This window comes from Rhodopseudomonas sp. BR0G17 (assembly GCF_010907025.1).
In the GTDB taxonomy this organism is placed as follows: Bacteria; Pseudomonadota; Alphaproteobacteria; order Rhizobiales; family Xanthobacteraceae; genus Rhodopseudomonas; species Rhodopseudomonas palustris_H.
Genome location: NZ_QUML01000041.1, coordinates 24,793 through 42,976, shown reverse-complemented (window position 1 = coordinate 42,976; position 18,184 = coordinate 24,793). Strand labels below are relative to the sequence as shown.

General features: G+C 65.8%; 14 protein-coding genes. 6 read left to right on the top strand and 8 right to left on the bottom strand.

What is annotated here, in order from left to right; translation table 11 throughout:
* Positions 1-928, top strand: a 928-nt coding sequence (locus DY467_RS22765; protein WP_164639163.1) for a Na+-dependent transporter, incomplete at its 5' end; no start/stop codon positions are given.
* Here DY467_RS22765 and DY467_RS22760 read toward each other — a convergent pair.
* From DY467_RS22760 to DY467_RS22745, 4 genes are all read right to left on the bottom strand, one after another.
* A complete protein-coding gene (locus DY467_RS22760) occupies positions 918-1,772 on the bottom strand; it encodes an ABC transporter permease (protein ID WP_164639161.1) in 855 nt (284 codons plus the stop codon). The two genes, DY467_RS22765 and DY467_RS22760, sit on opposite strands and share 11 nt — an antisense overlap.
* Before the next feature lie 178 nt (positions 1,773-1,950).
* A complete protein-coding gene (locus DY467_RS22755) occupies positions 1,951-2,748 on the bottom strand; it encodes an ABC transporter ATP-binding protein (RefSeq protein WP_164639159.1) in 798 nt (265 codons plus the stop codon).
* Positions 2,749-2,950: 202 nt separating this feature from the next.
* The gene (locus DY467_RS22750; protein ID WP_164639157.1) at positions 2,951-3,949 is read right to left on the bottom strand and encodes an ABC transporter substrate-binding protein; all 999 of its coding nucleotides are present in this window, start codon (positions 3,947-3,949) and stop codon (positions 2,951-2,953) included.
* A gap of 130 nt (positions 3,950-4,079) precedes the next feature.
* Positions 4,080-4,352 (bottom strand): hypothetical protein, encoded by a 273-nt coding sequence (locus DY467_RS22745; protein ID WP_164639154.1) that lies wholly within the window; start codon positions 4,350-4,352, stop codon positions 4,080-4,082.
* A gap of 167 nt (positions 4,353-4,519) precedes the next feature.
* Between DY467_RS22745 and DY467_RS22740 the strand changes: the two genes are divergently transcribed.
* On the top strand, positions 4,520-6,028 hold the full coding sequence (locus tag DY467_RS22740) for a sensor domain-containing diguanylate cyclase (RefSeq protein ID WP_164639152.1): 1,509 nt from the start codon (positions 4,520-4,522) through the stop codon (positions 6,026-6,028).
* Positions 6,029-6,055: 27 nt separating this feature from the next.
* On the opposite strand, the gene galU is transcribed toward DY467_RS22740, so the two are convergent.
* Positions 6,056-6,931 (bottom strand): UTP--glucose-1-phosphate uridylyltransferase GalU, encoded by an 876-nt coding sequence (galU, locus tag DY467_RS22735; RefSeq protein WP_107343045.1) that lies wholly within the window; start codon positions 6,929-6,931, stop codon positions 6,056-6,058.
* A gap of 123 nt (positions 6,932-7,054) precedes the next feature.
* Positions 7,055-7,999 carry an alpha/beta hydrolase gene (locus tag DY467_RS22730; protein ID WP_164639146.1) on the bottom strand — a complete coding sequence of 315 codons (945 nt, stop codon included), beginning with the start codon at positions 7,997-7,999 and terminating at the stop codon, positions 7,055-7,057.
* 220 nt (positions 8,000-8,219) lie between these two features.
* On the opposite strand from DY467_RS22730, the gene DY467_RS22725 reads away from it, so the two are divergent.
* Positions 8,220-8,696 carry an Hsp20 family protein gene (locus DY467_RS22725; RefSeq protein WP_107343047.1) on the top strand — a complete coding sequence of 159 codons (477 nt, stop codon included), beginning with the start codon at positions 8,220-8,222 and terminating at the stop codon, positions 8,694-8,696.
* Between the two features lie 141 nt (positions 8,697-8,837).
* Here DY467_RS22725 and DY467_RS22720 read toward each other — a convergent pair whose 3' ends face one another.
* Positions 8,838-9,620 (bottom strand): hypothetical protein, encoded by a 783-nt coding sequence (locus DY467_RS22720; RefSeq protein WP_164639144.1) that lies wholly within the window; start codon positions 9,618-9,620, stop codon positions 8,838-8,840.
* A 459-nt stretch (positions 9,621-10,079) separates the two neighbouring features.
* On the opposite strand from DY467_RS22720, the gene gltB reads away from it, so the two are divergent.
* The 3 genes from gltB (at position 10,080) to DY467_RS22705 (ending at position 17,187) form a co-directional block, all read left to right on the top strand.
* Positions 10,080-14,807 (top strand): glutamate synthase large subunit, encoded by a 4,728-nt coding sequence (gltB, locus tag DY467_RS22715; protein WP_164639142.1) that lies wholly within the window; start codon positions 10,080-10,082, stop codon positions 14,805-14,807.
* 193 nt (positions 14,808-15,000) lie between these two features.
* Positions 15,001-16,455 carry a glutamate synthase subunit beta gene (locus DY467_RS22710; RefSeq protein ID WP_164639139.1) on the top strand — a complete coding sequence of 485 codons (1,455 nt, stop codon included), beginning with the start codon at positions 15,001-15,003 and terminating at the stop codon, positions 16,453-16,455.
* Between the two features lie 327 nt (positions 16,456-16,782).
* Positions 16,783-17,187, top strand: coding sequence for a DUF559 domain-containing protein (locus DY467_RS22705; RefSeq protein ID WP_164639137.1), 405 nt, complete (start codon positions 16,783-16,785; stop codon positions 17,185-17,187).
* A gap of 213 nt (positions 17,188-17,400) precedes the next feature.
* Here DY467_RS22705 and DY467_RS22700 read toward each other — a convergent pair whose 3' ends face one another.
* On the bottom strand, positions 17,401-18,177 hold the full coding sequence (locus DY467_RS22700) for an SDR family NAD(P)-dependent oxidoreductase (protein WP_107354327.1): 777 nt from the start codon (positions 18,175-18,177) through the stop codon (positions 17,401-17,403).
* Between the last annotated feature and the right edge of the window lie 7 nt (positions 18,178-18,184).

Below are 18,184 nucleotides of genomic sequence, written 5' to 3'. Positions count from 1 at the left end.
GGTGATCCTCGGACTGCTGGTGACGCCGCTCGGCGACATCTTAAGACCATTCGTCACCGAAGCGATCTTTGCGCTGCTGTGTATCTCGTTCATGCGTGTTGACGTCGCCCAGGTGCGCGCCAATCTCCGGCAGCCTGGGACCGTGCTAGCGGCGACCGCATGGACCACCTTGGCGGTGCCGGCTCTTGCCGGCCTGGCCTGTCTCGCGGTCGGGCTGGATGTACGCTCGCCGGATCTGTTTCTGGCGCTGATGCTGCAGGCGGTCGCATCTCCGATGATGGCCTCGCCAGCACTTGCGGCACTGATGGGGCTGGATGCGACCCTGGTGCTGATCACGCTGGTGACCAGCACGGCGCTGATCCCGTTCACTGCGCCGCTGTTTGCTTACCTATTCGTCGGCTCCGCGATGACGCTGTCGCCGCTGGCTCTCGGCCTGAAGCTGTCGGCGATCCTCGGAGGCTCGCTGCTGGTCGCTGCGATCATCCGCAAGCTGGTGGGCGCGGATGCTATCCGTCGCCACAAGGAGCCGATAGACGGCGTCAATATTCTGATCCTGTACGTCTTCGTCGCGGCCGTGATGGGCAATGTGGTGTCGAACTTCATCGCGCGGCCGCTGCTCATGATCGCGCTTACGTTGTTCGCCTTTATGATGTTCCTGGTGCTCCTGGTCGCCACCATGCTGATCTTCCGCAAGATCGGTGCCGGCCGCGCGTTGGCGCTCGGCCTGATGGTGTCGCAGCGCAATATGGGACTGATGCTGGCGGCGACCGATGGCGTACTGCCGGGCGCGACCTGGCTGTATTTCGCGCTGTCGCAGTTTCCGATCTACCTGGCGCCGCAGTTGCTCAAACCGATCGCGCGCCGAGTGCTGGCCCGGCCGTCGTTCGATGCCGCTGGCGATCCGGTGTCGTCGCCGGCTAATCGTTGAGGGCCGAGGCCTCCGGCCGCCACGTCAGCAATCGCTTCTCCAGCGCGGTCAGCAGTCCTTCGGCGACCAGCGCCACCACGGCGATGACGATCATCGCGGCGAACACGCCGTTGGAGTCGAACGAGCCCTGGGCGGTGGCGATCAGCAGGCCCATGCCTTCGCGGGCGCCGAGGAATTCGCCGACGATGGCGCCGACCAGCGCGAAGCCGAAGCTGACATGCAGACTGGCGAGAATCCACGACAGCGCCGAAGGGATCACCACCGAGGTCGTCACCTGCCACGGGCTGGCGCCGAGAATCCGCGCATTGGCGATCAGGTTCTTGTCGGCTTCGCGCACGCCCTGAAACGCATTGGCGAACACCACGAAGAACACCATCACCACCGCCAGCGCGACCTTCGACGCCGCGCCGAGTCCGAGCGCGACGATGAAGATCGAGCCGAGCACCACGCGCGGAATCGAGTTGGCGACTTTGATGTAGATCGAAAACACGTCCGACAGCAGGTGATTGCGGCCGAGCGCGATGCCGCACAGCACCCCGAGCACCGCCCCGATCAGGAAGCCGGCGCTGGCCTCGTAGATCGTCACCCACACCTGCTGCCACAGCGGGCCGATCGAGGTGCCGTTCTGGATCCAGTCGATCAGCTTGAGCACGATGCCGCTCGGCTGGCCGAAGAAAAATGGATCGATCACGCCGAACCGCACGCCCAACTCCCAGCCGGCGATCAGCACCACCAGCACCGCGAGCCGCAGCGCCAGCACCAGCCGCGCCCGCCGCCGCATGCGGACAGCCATCGGCTCGGCGCGAATGTCCGTCTCCGGCTTGCTGATTGTCGTATCAGCCATCAGCATGCTCCTCGCACGTCGCCGGTCCCATGCGAGGCCCTCATGGTGAGGAGGCGCGTCAGCGCCGTCTCGAACCATGAGTTTGCGCGGCTCTCATCCTTCGAGACGCGGCGAAGACGCCGCTCCTCAGGATGAGGACGCTGCGAGTTGTGGCGATGCCGAATGTCGCGATGCCTCCTCAATGTCCCGCCCTCGCGCGCAGGACTTCTTCGCGCAGGTCGTCGCTGATGCGGCGGGCGATGGCGATGAAGCGCTCGTCGTAGCGGAGCGTGGCGACGTCGCGCGGGCGCGGCAGGTCGATAGCGTGCACCGACTTCACCCGCGCCGGACGCGTCGTCAGTACCGCGACACGGTCGGCCAGCAGGATCGCTTCATCGAGGTCGTGAGTGACGAACAGCACCGCAGAGCGCGCCTGCGCCCACCGCTGCAGCAGTTCTTCCTGCATCAGTTCGCGGGTCTGGACGTCGAGCGCCGAAAACGGCTCGTCCATCAGCAGCACCTGCGGATTGTTGATGAAGGTCTGCGCCAGCGCCACGCGCTTGCGCATGCCGCCGGACAGTTGATGCGGATGATGGTTCTCGAAACCCTTCAAGCCAACGCGGACGATCCAGTCGCGGGCTTGCGCCTCGGCGTCCGCCTTGCCGACGCCGCGAAACAGCGGCCCGGCCATCACGTTGTGCAGGACGCTGCGCCAGGGAAACACCGCGTCCTGCTGAAACACGAAGCCGACGCGGCGATCGACGCCATCGACCGGCGCGTCGAACAATGTGACGCGGCCGGCCTGCGGCTTCGCCAGTCCGGCGATCAATCCGAGCGTCGTCGACTTGCCACAGCCGGTCGGCCCGACGATGGCGCAGAACTCACCGGGCGCGATCGACAGGTCGAAATCCTCCAGCGCCGACAGCACCTCGCCCGACGGCGTGACGAAGCGGCGGGCGACCTGATGGAGTTCAACGGCGGAGGGGGAGGACGGCATCAAAGGATCGCCCATGAGGGTGGAGAGTTAGCAGCGAGCACGGCGCGCTCCCTCTCCCGCTTGCGGGAGAGGGGTGGGGTGAGGGCGACGCGGGCACAGTGCCTGGGGACCCCCACCCCTCTCCCGCAAGGGGGAGGGGTGAAGACGCGTCGCGTCACTCCATGCTCGTGTGCATTGGCCCGATCGACAGGCATCGCCGCCCTCACTGCCCAGCATTCGCCTTCGCCACGAATTCCGTGGTGTAGGTCTTCGACAGATCGACGGTCTTGCCCTGCAGGTTCGGCGAGAAGCTCGCCAGGATCATAGCGACCGACTCAGGCGCGCCGCTCGGCATCACGCCGTCGGGCGAGTACTGCACCTTGCCGTCCTGCAGGCCCTGGACGTAGAGCGCGCGGTCGCCGGCGTAGTAATCCTTTGGCATCTTGTCGGCGATCTCTTCAGCCGAATGCGCCTGGATCCATTTCAGCGTCTTGACGAAGGCGTTCACCACCTTCTGCACGGTGGGCTTGTTGGCCTCCATCCAGCCGCGGTCCATGTACAGGCAAGCGGCCGGGTAGTCACCGCCGAGCACCTTGCGGGTCTCCTCCGGCGAGCGCAGGTCGATCCCGATCTTGGCGGTGCCGGAACTCAGCGCGCGCTGCACGGTCGGCTCGGTGGTCATGCCGGAGCTGATTTTGCCCTGCTGCATCGCCGCCAGGAAGGTGTCGCCGGCCCCGACCGGCACCAGCGTGTAGTCCTGCATCTTCAGGCCAGCCTTGGCGGCGAGCGCGCGGGTGAGAAAGTCGGTCGCCGAGCCGAGGCCGGTGACGCCGAGCGCCAGGCCTTTCCAATTCGCCGGCTGTTTCAGCTTGTCGGCCTCGGCCGCCTTCACCAGCACGACCTCGCCGGGCGCGACCGAGAACTGCACCACGTCGGTGATGAACTTGCCCTTGGCCTGCAGGTCGATGGTGTGATCGTAAAATCCGACGACGCCTTGGACTTCGCGCGCCAACAGCGCGGTGGCGGCCTGCGAGCCCGAGGTCGAGTTGAATAGCTCGACGTCGAGCCCTTCCTCCTTAAAGAAGCCGAGCTGAGCGGCGAGTTTGGCCGGCAGATAGATCTGCTTGTCGATGCCGCCCACCATGATCTTCAGCGACGTCTGCGCAGCCGCCGGCACGGCGGTCAGCAGGACGGCAAACAGGGCGGCGACAACTCTGCGCATCGGCGTTTCCTCATGACGTTCGCGGCTCGCAGGCCCAGGCGGGCTGCGACGCGTGTCACGCATCAGGACGCGGGGTGCGGCAATCTGTCAATGCCGGACGCGCGCGCCGCCGCGCCCGCCGCGGAACTCGTCAGCTTCGCCAGCGCGACCGTTCGGCCTTGATCCGCCGGAAGCGCACACCGGAGCCATCCGGCAGGCGGGTGGCGATGTAGCCGGCGGCGAGGCAGGCTTCGCGCTGCGGCATCTTCTCGTCCGGCGCATAGGTCGAATCCCACCACGCCGCCCGCTGCGCCGCGCGCGGCAGGTCGAAGCCGAGCATCTCCTCGATGACGTCGATGCTGAGCACCAGCTCCGGGGCGGTCTGCTGCGCCAGATACTCTCGTAGGGGTTCGTAGGATTTCATCGGGCGCCGTGGTTGGTCGAAGGGAGCGGGCGGATGGTCGTTTGGAGGACGCTAAGTGCGTTCTCCGGCCGAGTCCGGCGTTATGCGGTGAAACAGCGTGTTAACCCCGCATTACGTCAATAGCGCAACTTAAGCGCTCTGCAAGACATTGCGTGGAACCTGAGATGATGGACACGCACGCTCTGTTCGACAGGATCAGCAAGGAGCTCCACCGTCGGCGCCGGATGTCGGCGCGGGTGATGGTGATGTTTTCGCTGATCACCGTGCTGGGTTTTTCCGCTGTGTGCGGCAGCGTGCTGCTCGACATGCGGCGCGGCGCCGAAGAGCTGGCGCGGCAGACGCTCGAAAATCTCGCCGCCTCGATGGACGCCGACATCAACCGGCATGTCGAGCTGTACGACGCCTCGCTGCGAGCGGTCGCGTCCAATCTGGTGCTACCCGAACTCAGCCAGGTCGACGCCCGCCTGGCGCGGTTGATCCTGTTCGATCATCCGGTCACCGGTCCGCATTTCGGCGCGATCCGGGTCTATGACGAGCACGGCAACCTCACCCGCGACTCCGCCCTCACCAATCCGCCGAAGGAGAACCGCGCGAACGAGCCGTTCTTCACGGTGCAGCGCGACGAGCCATATGCCGGGCTGTACATCAGCAAGCCGCAGCAGGTCGATGGCCACTACTCGGTGATCCTCAGCCGACGTGTCACCGGCTCCGACGGCACGTTTCTCGGCGTCGTCGCCGGCTCGATCAAGTTCGGTTACTTCCAGGACCTGTTCAAGCGGCTGCGGCTGCGCCCGCAGGACATGATCGCGGTGATCGCGCACGACGGCACCCTGATCGTCCGCACCCCGTTCGAGCCGGAACTGATCGGCAAGAACATGCTGTTCACTTCGGGCGTGCAGAAGATGTTCAGTCGTCGCAACGGCTGGTTCGCCGGCACCGGTACGCTGGACGGCGTCCAGCGGATGTTCGTCTGGAGCGACAGCACCAAGCCGCTGGTGGTGCTGGTCGCGAAGTCGTGGAACGACATCTATGCGATGTGGCGCAAGGAGGCGATCTGGATCGGCATCGTGCTGCTGGTGCTGGCCGGCTTCGTCGCTGCCGTCACGGTGTTCTTCATCCGCGAGATCGAGCGCCGCGCCGCGGCCGAGCGCCGGCTCGAGGAGCTGGCCACCACCGATCCGCTGACCGGGCTGACCAACCGGCGCAAATTCGACGCCGCGATCGACACCGAGTGGCGCCGCGCCATCCGGCAGAACACGCCGATCGCGCTGCTGATGATCGATGCCGATCACTTCAAGGCTTACAACGACAGCTTCGGCCATCAGGCCGGCGACCAGATGTTGGTCGGGATCGCGGTGTGTATCGCCGACACCGTGCACCGCGCCGGCGACTGCGTTGCCCGGTTCGGCGGCGAAGAGTTTGCCGTGCTGCTGCCGGGGCTGACCGCGCCGGCCGCCGAAGCCATCGCCGAGACCATCCGGCGCAAGGTCGAGGAATGGTCGGATATCGAGGGTGGCGTCACCGTGTCGATCGGCGTCGCCAGCACCACGCCGATGGCTGCGCATCAATGGCACGATCTGGTCGAAGCCGCCGATCGTGCGCTGTATGCGGCCAAGGAGCTCGGCCGCAATCGCTGCGTCGTCGCCGTGCGCGGCGAGGTCACGCTGGTGGCGTAACCTCTCCGGCGCTTCGGTGCCGCGCGATTACTTGTCCAGATAACGCTTCATGTCTTCGATCAGGCCGGCGCGCAGGTCGTCGCGCTGCATCGCGAATGCGATGTTGGCGCGCAGGAAGCCGGCCTTCGAACCGCAGTCGTGGCGCTCGCCTTCGAACTCCACGCCGTAGAATTTCTGCGTCTTAGACAGCCCGATCATCGCGTCGGTGAGCTGGATTTCGCCGCCTGCGCCGCGCTCCTGCGTCGCCAGGATCTTGAAGATCTCAGGCTGCAGGATGTAGCGCCCGGTGATCGACAGGTTCGACGGCGCGGTGCCGGGCGCCGGCTTCTCGACCATGCCGTCGACCTCGAACACCTTTCCGGTGCGCTTGCCGACGCCGCAGATGCCGTACTGATGGGTGCGGTCGGCCGGCACTTCTTCCACCGCGATGACGTTCGCCTTGTCGCCGAGCTTCTCGGCGGCCTGGATCATCTGCTTCAGGCAGCCCGGGGTGTTGAGCACCAGTTCGTCCGGCAGCACCACCGCGAACGGCTCGTTGCCGACGATGTCGCGAGCGCACCACACCGCGTGGCCGAGCCCGTGCGGGGCCTGCTGGCGGGTGAAGCTCATCGCGCCCGCTTCCGGCTGGTCGCGCGCCAGGATTTCCATCTCGTTCTTCTTGTTTCGCTTCTCCAGCGTCACATCGAGTTCGAACTGGCGGTCGAAGTGATCCTCGATCATGCCCTTGTTGCGCCCGGTGACGAACACGAAGTGCTCGATCCCGGCTTCCCGCGCTTCGTCGACGACGTACTGGATCAGCGGCTTGTCGACGATGGTCAGCATCTCCTTCGGCATCGCCTTGGTGGCGGGGAGAACGCGGGTGCCGAGGCCGGCGACCGGGAAGACGGCTTTACGGATTTTCATGATCTGGAAATCTTTCGAGAGGGACGGAAGGGCGAAACCGTACGGTCTTGCAGCCTGCAACCAAGGCGGATGTGTGAAGTTCCGAAACGCGGCGCGAAGCCTCGCCGGAGACAGAATGTCACATCAGAAAAGCGGCGTCCCCGGTACGAAAGCATCGAACGCCGCCCAGAATTGCTGGCGGTAGCGATCCTGCTCCTGGAGGATTTCGTGCTTGGCGCCGGGGATCACCAGATGCGAACCGGCCCGCAAATGATAAGCGAACTCTTCGATCGCCGGCGTCGACACCACGCCGTCCATGCCGGCCGCGATCATCAGGATCGGCTGCCGGATCTGCGACGGATAGTTGGTCGCCTTGAAGGCGTGCATGGCGCGGAAGGCAGTGTCGGCCCACGCAACGGTCGGCGAGGCGAGGCCGAGGGTCGGGTCTTCGGCGATGATCGCTGCGTTTCGGGCGTAGCGCACCGGATCCGAGGTCAGCTTGTTGCCGACGAACGGCTCGGTGTTGGCGAGCACGTCGTTGCCGCCTGGCACGTAACGACCGCCCTGGCCGGCCAGCCGCATCGCCCGCAGCAGCAGCCTGATCGGCAGCGCGGTGGTGTTGCCGGCGAGGTCGATCATCGGGGCCGACAGCACCATGCGGTCGAACCAGCGTTTGCCGGAACGGGCGATGCGCAGCATCACCGCTCCGCCCATCGAATGCGCCAGCGCGAAATGCGGCGGCGGGCAGTCCGGCAGCACCACTTCGCGGACGAAGGTTTCGACGTCGACCTCGAAGTCGGCGAAGTTGCGCACATAGCCCTTGCGATAGTCGCGTAAGCGGCGTTCCGAGTGGCCCTGGCCGCGCCAGTCGAGCGCCGCGACCGCAAAGCCGCGATCACGCAGATCGCGCACCGTCTCGAAGTACTTCTCGATCTGCTCGGTACGTCCGGTGAAGACGCACACGGTGCCTTTGCGGTGCCCCGCCGGCTCCCACCGCGCAAACCGCAGCGGCACGCCGTCGGGCGTCTTGATGAAACCGGAGACGGCGTCTTCGGGCACCGGATTGGCAGGAGTCGAGACGAGCGTCATGGACCGGGTCCGGAGGGGAGCAAATGCCTGGAAAATCGGGATGAAAGCGGCGGGCGCGAACTGCTTCGGGCCCCCTCTTGAACCCCGAAACGCCCCTCCCATATCATTTCCGTGCAGGCCACACCAAGGGGTCAGGAACTGACTTCTCCGGCTGCACGGACAAGGCCCGGCCCGATGGCGGGCGGGTCATCACATAGTCGCTTCTAGGAGGACTTTGACCATGCGTAGCTTCGATCTCACCCCGTTCTATCGTTCGACCATCGGCTTCGACCGGCTGTTCAATCTGCTCGACCAGACCTCTGCGGATGCGGCCGCGCCCGGCTATCCGCCCTATAACATCGAGCGCACCGGCGAGAATGCGTATCGCATCACCGTTGCGGTCGCCGGGTTCTCTCCGTCCGAGCTGTCGATCGTCAGCAAGGAGAACACGCTGACCATCAAGGGCGAGAAGACCGGTGAAGAGGCCGGCAAGGCCGAAGTGCTATATCGCGGCATCGCCGCGCGCGCCTTCGAGCGGGCCTTCCAGCTCGCCGACTACGTCACGGTAAAGAACGCCAGCCTCGAAAACGGTCTGCTGCACGTCGACCTCGTGCGCGAGATTCCCGAGGCGAAAAAGCCGCGCAGCATTCCGATCAGCATCAATGCGCAGGCCGGCCCGCAAGTGGTCACCGACAACAGCGAGAAGGCGGCCGCGTAACGCGCCGCCGGCTTGCGAACTTTCTTTCGCTGCATAGACCCCTAGCCAAGCAGGCGCCCCGGGCAACCGGGGCGCTTTGCTTTCGGAGCCATCGCGGTCCGTCGCGAAGGGCACAGGTCGTCTGAAAAGCCGACCGAGCGGCTACTCCAGCCCCTGCACCGGCGGCATTGCTTCGGTCGGACGGATCGTCGTCGAGGAGGAGGGCCTGGCTCGCACCGGCGAGGGGCCTGCAGCCGACGGCACCGCGCTGGCCGGGCTTTGCACCGCTGCGGTGTCCTGTTTGGTGTCCTTGCCGGCGTCCTGCCTGGCCTGATCGAGCATCGGCTTGGAGCCGTCCTTGGCGGCGGCGTCGCCTGCGGCCTTGGCGGCTTTGTCGCCGGCCGGGTGCTGCGGCGCCGGCCGCGGGATCGGTGTGGCGGCATTGCGGTTGGCGACGCGGGCGACCGGCTTCGGCGGCCGCGGCGGATTGGTCTCGACGAACCGGGGCAGTCCCTGAATCCGGCCGTAGCTGGCGACCGTCACCTCTTCCATGCGGTCGCCCATCTGCCAGGCCGGCATGAAGCGGACCAGACGGCCGGTGCGGGCGTCGATCACCAGGCGACCATCGTCACCGTCCGGATTGATCGCCGCCATGGTGTAGACCGCGCCGCGCTGGCGCGGATAGCCGAGCGGAGAAAAGCCCTCGGCGCGGGCCGCGCGGGTGACTTCATCCGGTGACAGCACCTCCAGCACCTCGGCCAGCGGGGCCGCGCGGCGCAGATCGCGCCGGGGCGGCGGCGGCATCGCCGCATACGAGCCCTTAAGGTCCGACACCTTAGTGACGGGCGGCCGCGCGGCGCCGCCGGCCGGCAGCGGATCGGCCATTGCCGTGGTCGCGGCGGTCGCGGCAAGACCCGCCGACATTACCCACCCCTTGAATTTCATAGCTTCATGCTCCCTGCAGCGCCCGTCCCATTCTGGTGCGGGGCGGGAGCCTCGCGGGGGAATTTGGCCTGGGCTTGGCCCAAACGCGGCGCATTTGGCGTGAATCCGCGGCAGCCGCGATCGCGTCGCTGCTGCAAAACCAATGCAGAAACGCCCGGCCCACCATCGAATGGGGGACGTGGGCGCGCTTGTGTGCTAGACAAAAATTTGGCAAAGTCGTGCTAGGACAGCATCGCTGTCTCATTTACGGTGGTAGCCCGGCACGGGGTTTGCAGCGTCACGCGAGGCGATTGACGTCGCGCGCGGCACCTGATTGTCCGTTGGGCGATATGGACACCGGGGTCTGAATACGCAAATCGTGGCTCGCAGAGCGCGAGCGGTGGCCCGGAGGGTGCCGCGAGCGTTCGAAGTGCGCCGATGCTGGATAGTGTATCCCCTCCCGGGATGAAGAGGACGAAGATGAGCGGGTCTGAGTGCGAGCGCGAAATTATGGTTGCCAATGCGCTGACGGCGGACTCGGCTGTCAAAACCACCGGTCCTGAGCACACTTGGCGTCCGCCGGCCGAAGGTCTGTACGACCTGTCGCGCGAAAAGGACGCCTGCGGCGTCGGCTTCATCGCCAACATCAAGGGCGTCAAGTCGCATCAGATCGTCTGCGACGCGCTGCGCATCCTGTGCAACCTCGAGCATCGCGGCGCCGTCGGCGCCGATCCGCGCGCCGGTGACGGCGCCGGCATCCTGGTGCAGATCCCGCACGCCTTCTTCAGCCGCAAGGCCACCGAGCTCGGCTTCTCGCTGCCGGCGCCGGGCGAATACGCCGTCGGCGCGCTGTTCATGCCGCGCGAGACCTCGTGGCGGAAGGTGATCAAGAGCATCATCGAGGATCGCATCAAGGCCGAAGGCCTGACCTTCCTCGGCTGGCGCGACGTGCCGACCGACAACTCCTCGCTCGGCGAGACCGTGAAGCCGACCGAGCCTGCCAACATGCAGGTGTTCATCGGTCGCGGCACCGCGATCACCTCCGAAGACGATTTCGAGCGCAAGCTCTACATCCTGCGCAAGTCGATCTCGAACGCGATCTATCAGCGTCGCGAGCGCGCGCTCGCCGGCTACTATCCGGTGTCGCTGTCGTGCCGCACCGTGATCTACAAGGGCATGTTCCTGGCCGACCAGCTCGGCAAGTACTATCCGGATCTGCACGAAGACGATTTCGCCAGCGCGCTGGCGCTGGTGCATCAGCGGTTCTCGACCAACACCTTCCCGACCTGGTCGCTGGCGCATCCGTACCGCATGGTCGCGCACAACGGCGAGATCAACACCCTGCGCGGCAACGTCAACTGGATGGCGGCGCGTCAGGCGTCGGTGCATTCGGAGTTGTACGGCGAAGACATCAGCCGGCTATGGCCGATCTCTTACGAAGGCCAGAGCGACACCGCCTGCTTCGACAACGCGCTCGAATTCCTGGTGCGCGGCGGCTACTCGTTGACGCATGCCGTGATGATGATGATTCCGGAAGCGTGGGCCGGCAACCCGCTGATGGACGAGAAGCGCCGCGCTTTCTACGAGTACCACGCCGCTCTGATGGAGCCGTGGGACGGTCCGGCCGCGCTCGCCTTCACCGACGGCCGCCAGATCGGCGCGACGCTCGACCGTAACGGTCTGCGCCCGGCGCGCTATCTCGTCACCAAGGACGACCGCATCGTGATGGCGTCCGAAATGGGCGTGCTGAAGATTCCGGAGGACCAGATCGTCACCAAGTGGCGGCTGCAGCCCGGCAAGATGCTGCTGGTCGACCTCGAGCAGGGCCGCCTGATCCCGGACGAAGAGATCAAGGCGCAGCTCGCCGCCAGCCAGCCCTATGCCGACTGGCTGCATCGCACCCAGATCGTGCTGGAAGAGCTGAAGGACGCGCCGGTCAAGGGCCAGCGCTCCAACCTGCCGCTGCTCGATCGGCAGCAGGCGTTCGGCTACACCCAGGAAGACATCTCGATCCTGCTGACGCCGATGGCGTCGACCGGCGAAGAAGCCAACGGCTCGATGGGCAACGACACTCCGCTGTCGGCGCTCTCGGACAAGCCGAAGCTGCTCTACACCTACTTCAAGCAGAACTTCGCCCAGGTCACCAACCCGCCGATCGATCCGATCCGCGAGGAGCTGGTGATGAGCCTGGTGTCGATCATCGGCCCGCGGCCGAACCTGTTCGACACCGAAGGTCTCGCCGGCACCAAGCGTCTGGAAGTGCGTCAGCCGATCCTGACCGACGGCGACCTCGAGAAGATCCGTTCGATCTCCGAGATCGGCGATCCGCACTTCAAGTCGCGCACGCTCGACACCACTTTCCACTCCGCGCTCGGCGCTGCCGGCATGGAGCAGGTGCTCGACGACCTCAACGGCCGCGCCGAATCTGCGGTGCGTGACGGCGTCAACATCATCATCCTCAGCGACCGCGCCGCCGGTGCCGATCGGATTCCGATCCCGGCGCTGCTGGCCTGCGCCTCGGTGCATCATCACCTGATCCGCGTCGGTCTGCGCACCTCGGTCGGCCTGGTGATCGAGTCGGGCGAGCCGCGCGAAGTGCATCACTTCGCCTGCCTGGCCGGTTTCGGCGCCGAAGCGATCAACCCGTATCTGGCGTTCGAGACCATCATCGCGCTGAAGGACCGGCTGCCGGCCAAGCTCGAAGACAAGGAAATCGTCAAGCGCTACATCAAGTCGATCGGCAAGGGCCTACTCAAGGTCATGTCGAAGATGGGCATTTCGACCTATCAGTCGTATTGCGGCGCCCAGATCTTCGACGCCGTCGGCCTGCGTCACGACTTCATCGCCAAGTACTTCGCCGGCACTCACTCGCAGATCGAAGGCGTCGGCCTGGCCGAAATCGCCGAAGAGACCGTGCGCCGGCATCGCGACGCGTTCGGCGACGCGCTGGTGTACAAGACCGCGCTCGACGTCGGCGGCGAATACGCTTTCCGCACCCGCGGCGAAGACCACGCCTGGACCGCGGACTCGGTTGCGACCCTACAGCACGCGGTGCGCGGCAACTCGCAGGAGCGCTACCGCGCGTTCGCCAAGCTGCTCAACGAGCAGCAGGAGCGGCTGCTGACGCTGCGCGGCCTGTTCGAGATCAAGGGCGCCGAGGCCGAAGGCCGCAAGCCGGTGCCGCTCGCCGAAGTCGAGTCGGCCGCCGAGATCGTCAAGCGGTTCTCGACCGGCGCGATGAGCTTCGGCTCGATCTCGCGCGAGGCGCACACCACGCTGGCGATCGCCATGAACCGGATCGGCGGCAAGTCGAACACCGGTGAGGGCGGCGAGGAGCCGGATCGCTTCAAGCCGATGGCGAATGGCGACTCGATGCGCTCGGCGATCAAGCAGGTCGCCTCGGGCCGGTTCGGTGTCACGACCGAATACCTCGCCAATTCGGACATGATCCAAATTAAGATGGCGCAGGGTGCCAAGCCCGGCGAAGGCGGTCAGTTGCCCGGCCACAAGGTCGACGCCACCATCGCGGCGGTGCGCCACTCGACCCCCGGCGTCGGCCTGATCTCGCCGCCGCCGCACCACGACATCTACTCGATCGAAGATCTGGCGCAGCTGATCTACGATCTGAAGAACGTCAATCCGTCGAGCGCGATCTCGGTGAAGCTGGTGTCGGAAATCGGCGTCGGCACCGTCGCGGCGGGCGTTGCCAAGGCGCGCGCCGACCACGTCACCATCTCGGGCTTCGAAGGCGGCACCGGTGCTTCGCCGCTGACCTCGATCAAGCACGCCGGCTCGCCGTGGGAAATCGGCCTCGCCGAAACTCACCAGACCCTGGTGCGCGAGCGGCTGCGGTCGCGCATCGCCGTCCAGGTCGACGGCGGCTTCCGTACCGGCCGTGACGTCGTGATTGGCGCGCTGCTCGGTGCCGACGAGTTCGGCTTCGCCACCGCGCCGCTGATCGCGGCCGGCTGCATCATGATGCGCAAGTGCCACCTCAACACTTGCCCGGTCGGCGTCGCCACCCAGGACCCGGTGCTGCGCAAGCGCTTCACCGGCCAGCCCGAGCACGTCATCAACTACTTCTTCTTCGTCGCCGAAGAAGTCCGCGAACTGATGGCGAGCCTCGGCTACCGCACCTTCAATGAAATGGTCGGCCAGTCGCAGATGCTCGACCAGGCCGCTCTGGTGGCGCATTGGAAGGCCAAGGGCCTCGACTTCTCCAAGCTGTTCTTCAAGCAGAAGGCGGACAAGGGCCAGACGATCTTCCATTCGGAAGGCCAGGATCATCATCTCGACAGCGTGCTCGACCGCAAGCTGATCGCCAAGTCGCAGCCGGCAATCGACCGCGGCGCACCGGTGAAGTTCGAGATCGAGATCAACAACACCGACCGCTCGGCCGGCGCGATGCTGTCCGGCACCGTCGCCAAGCATTACGGCCACGCCGGACTGCCGGCCGACACCATCCAGGTGCACCTCAAGGGCACTGCGGGGCAGGCGTTCGGCGCCTGGCTGGCGCGCGGCATCACCTTCGATCTCGAAGGCGAAGGCAACGACTACGTCGGCAAAGGCCTGTCGGGCGGCAAGATCATCGTCCGGCCGCCGGCGATCTCCGGCATCGTGCCGGAAGAGTCGATCATCGTCGGCAACACCGTGATGTACGGCGCGATCGAAGGCGAGTGCTACTTCCATGGCATCGCCGGCGAACGCTTCGCGGTTCGTAACTCGGGCGCCGTCGCGGTGGTCGAAGGCGCCGGCGATCATTGCTGCGAATACATGACCGGCGGCATCGTGGTGGTGCTCGGCAAGACCGGCCGTAACTTCGCGGCCGGCATGTCGGGCGGCGTCGCCTACGTGCTGGACGAGGACGGCAGCTTCGCCAAGACCTGCAACATGGCGATGGTCGAGCTCGAACCGGTGCTGTCGGAAGAGATGATCAACGCCGGCGCGTTCCATCAGGCCGGCGATCTCGAAGCGCACGGCAAGGTCGACGTGTTCGCCGATCTGCTCGGCGCCGACGTCGAGCGGCTGCACGTGCTGATCTCGCGCCACGCCAAGTACACCGGCTCCAAGCGCGCCCAGGACATCCTGGCGAACTGGAAGAGCTACTTGCCGAAATTCCGCAAGGTGATGCCGGTCGAGTATCGCCGCGCGCTGCGCGAGATGAAAGCTCGCGCCGCCGAGGAGCCGAAAATCGCGATCGGGGCGTAACGACCTGATGATGCGAAGAGCCTCTTTCGCGACAACCCACCGCTTCATATCGCTGGCGGTGGCTGTCGCGGTGCCGGCGGCGATTTACATCATCAACGGAACGCTCGAACTTTGGACTGTTGTTTTGGGTGCCGTAATCGGCTTCGGTTATTGGTACTTCTTCCCCTTCATCCTACCGTAAATGTGAAACGCAATGGGCAAGGTCACGGGATTTCTGGAAATCGAGCGGCACGATCGCGCTTATGCGCCGGTCGCCGAACGGGTGAAGAACTACAGCGAGTTCGTGGTTCCGCTCAGTGAGAAAGACCTGCGCGACCAGGCCGCCCGCTGCATGAACTGCGGCATCCCGTATTGCCACGGCACCGGTTCGCCCCAGCCGGGCGCGACGGGTTGCCCGGTCAACAACCAGATCCCCGACTGGAACGACCTGGTTTACAACGGCTATTGGCAGGAAGCCGCGCGCACCCTGCACTCGACCAATAACTTCCCGGAGTTCACCGGCCGGATCTGCCCGGCCCCGTGCGAAGCGTCGTGCACGCTGAACATCGACGACAACCCGGTCACCATCAAGACGATCGAATGCGCGATCGTCGACACCGCGTTCGACAACGGCTGGGTCAAGCCGGAGATTGCCGCGGTCAAGACCGGCCAGAGCGTCGCGATCGTCGGCGCCGGCCCGGCGGGCCTCGCCTGCGCCCAGCAGCTGGCGCGCGCCGGCCACGATGTCCACGTCTATGAGAAGTTCGCCAAGGCCGGCGGCCTGCTCCGCTACGGCATCCCGGACTTCAAGATGGAGAAGACTCTGATCGACCGCCGCGTCGCTCAGATGGAAGCCGAAGGCGTCACCTTCCACTACGGCGCGCCGGTCGGCGGCAGCGCTCCGGGCGCAGTCGATCCGGCTGAGCTGCTCAAGCAGTACGATGCCGTCGCGCTGACCGGCGGTGCCGAAGCGCCGCGCGATCTGCCGATCCCGGGCCGTGAGCTCAGCGGCATCCATTTCGCGATGGACTTCCTCACCCAGCAGAACCGCCGCGTCTCGGGCGAAGCCGTGAACGGCACCGACATTCTCGCCGCCGGCAAGAATGTGGTGGTGATCGGCGGCGGTGACACCGGTTCGGACTGCATCGGCACCTCGATCCGTCAGGGCGCCAAGTCGGTGACCCAGATCGAAATCATGCCGGCGCCGCCGGAGCGTGAGAACAAGGCGCTGACCTGGCCGAACTGGCCGATGAAGATGCGGACCTCATCGAGCCAGGCCGAAGGCGCCGCGCGCGAATTCGCCGTGATGACCCAGTCGTTCGAAGGTGAGGGCGGCGTCGTCAAGAAGCTGAACTGCGTCCGCGTCGACGCCAAGTTTCAGCCGATCCCCGGCACCGAATTCGTGCTCGAAGCCGACCTCGTGCTGCTGGCGATGGGCTTTGTCTCGCCGGTCAAGGAAGGCCTGCTGACCCAGCTCGGCGTCGCGCTCGACCCGCGCGGCAACGTCGCCGCCGACCTGTCGCACTTCACCACCTCGGTCGACAAGGTGTTCGCCGCCGGCGACATGCGCCGCGGCCAGTCGCTGGTGGTCTGGGCGATCCGCGAAGGCCGCCTCTGTGCCCAGGCGATCGACCGGTTTTTGATGGGTAGCACGACGCTGCCGCGGTAAGCGGCGCAAGGCGACAGCTACACGCCCCAGCGTCATGCGCGGGCTCGACCCGCGCATCCATCGCGCGCATTAGCGCGCGATCAACATTACGTACGCGAAGATTGATGGATTGCCGGGTCAAGCCCGGCAATGACGGTGGTGGTTGCAACGAGCTGCCGCCCAGCCGCAGCTTCTGCCTCCATGCTCCGGCTTCACGAAGCGGGTAGCCGGCCGGCCGGGCTCGCGGCCTGCCTACAAAAACGCGAATCTTACTCGCCTACTACCCGTCCTGGTTGACGAACCAGCTGCGCGGATCAACTCTCTTGCAGCCGAGCGAGAGGATCAGCCGTGGCCAGTGCCACCGCACGTGGACTTCGCAAGCGTCTCACGCCGCAGGAAACGCGGCTGTGGGCTGGGCTGCGCGGGCTCAAGCCGCGCGGCTATCACTTCCGGCGGAAGGCGCCGATCGGTTGCTATGTGGTCGACTTCGTCTGCTTATCCGCCAGGTTGATCATCGAAGCCGATGGCGATCAGCACGCCATGCCGGCGTATTTCACCGCTGATCGGCAGCGCGGTGTTGTCCTGCGCCGTCAAGGCTTCCGTGTGCTGCATTTTTGGGATTCCGACATCGATCGTTACTTCGACGGCGTGATGCAGACCGTGCTCGATGCGCTGGCGACTCCGGCCATTCGACCTCACGTGCCGCGAACTGGTCACTCCATCCATGAAGGAGCGGGAGAGCGTGGCGGGTGATGGGTGACGTCTGGCGTTGACGTCGAGTTGTGATCTCATCCCACCCCGAGTCATTCCGGGGCGCGACCGCTAGGTCGCGAACCCGGAATCTCTCTTTGCTATCAGCTCGGGGTTCCGGGTTCGCTCGCGTTGCGAGCGCCCCGGAACGACGGTGCAGGGAGACAGCGGCGCGGCGACGGCTAATCGCCCCCAGCGTTTCCTGCCCAAGTGATCTCACGCATTCCTGGCCATCAGCCCACCGTCGACCGGGATCACCGCGCCGGTGATGAACGATGCGGCGGGCAGGCACAGGCTGAGCGTCATGTGGGCGACTTCTTCCGGGTCGCCGTAGCGGTGCAAAGCGGTGCGGCGGCGGGCGTATTTCTGTTTGTGGTCGGCGCTGATGCGGTCGGTCATGCCGGTGGTGATCGGGCCGGGGCAGATGCAGTTCACGGTGATGCCTTCGGGGCCAAGCTCCACTGCGAGCGAGCGCGTCAGTCCGGTGACGCCGGCTTTCGCCGCCGAGTATGGGCTGTGAGTTGCGGTGGCGCCGAGGGCTTCGGTGGAGGCGATGTTGACGATGCGCGGTGATTGCGACTTGCGCAAATACGGCAGCGCGGCGCGGATCACGCGCGGATGCGCGGTAAGCAGAATATTGAGCGCGCGCTCCCACACCGCATCGTAGCCCGCATCGTCGATCGGCAGCGCCGCCGAGATGCCGGCATTGTTGATGACGATGTCGAGCCCGCCGAGTGATTGCGCGATGTGCTCGACGCCGCTCTTGATCGCCTGCGCGTCGCCGACATCGAGCGCAAACGCGGTCGCATCGCCGCCGCGCGCCTTGATGGCGTCGGCGACCGGCTGCGCGCCGGCGAGGGTGACATCAGTGACGGCGACGCGTGCGCCTTCGTCGGCGAACACGTGCGCGGTGGCGCGGCCCATGCCGCTTGCGGCGCCTGTGACGAGAACGCGCAGGCCTTTGACGGAACGGCTGAGCGGCTTGTACGACATCGGTTTC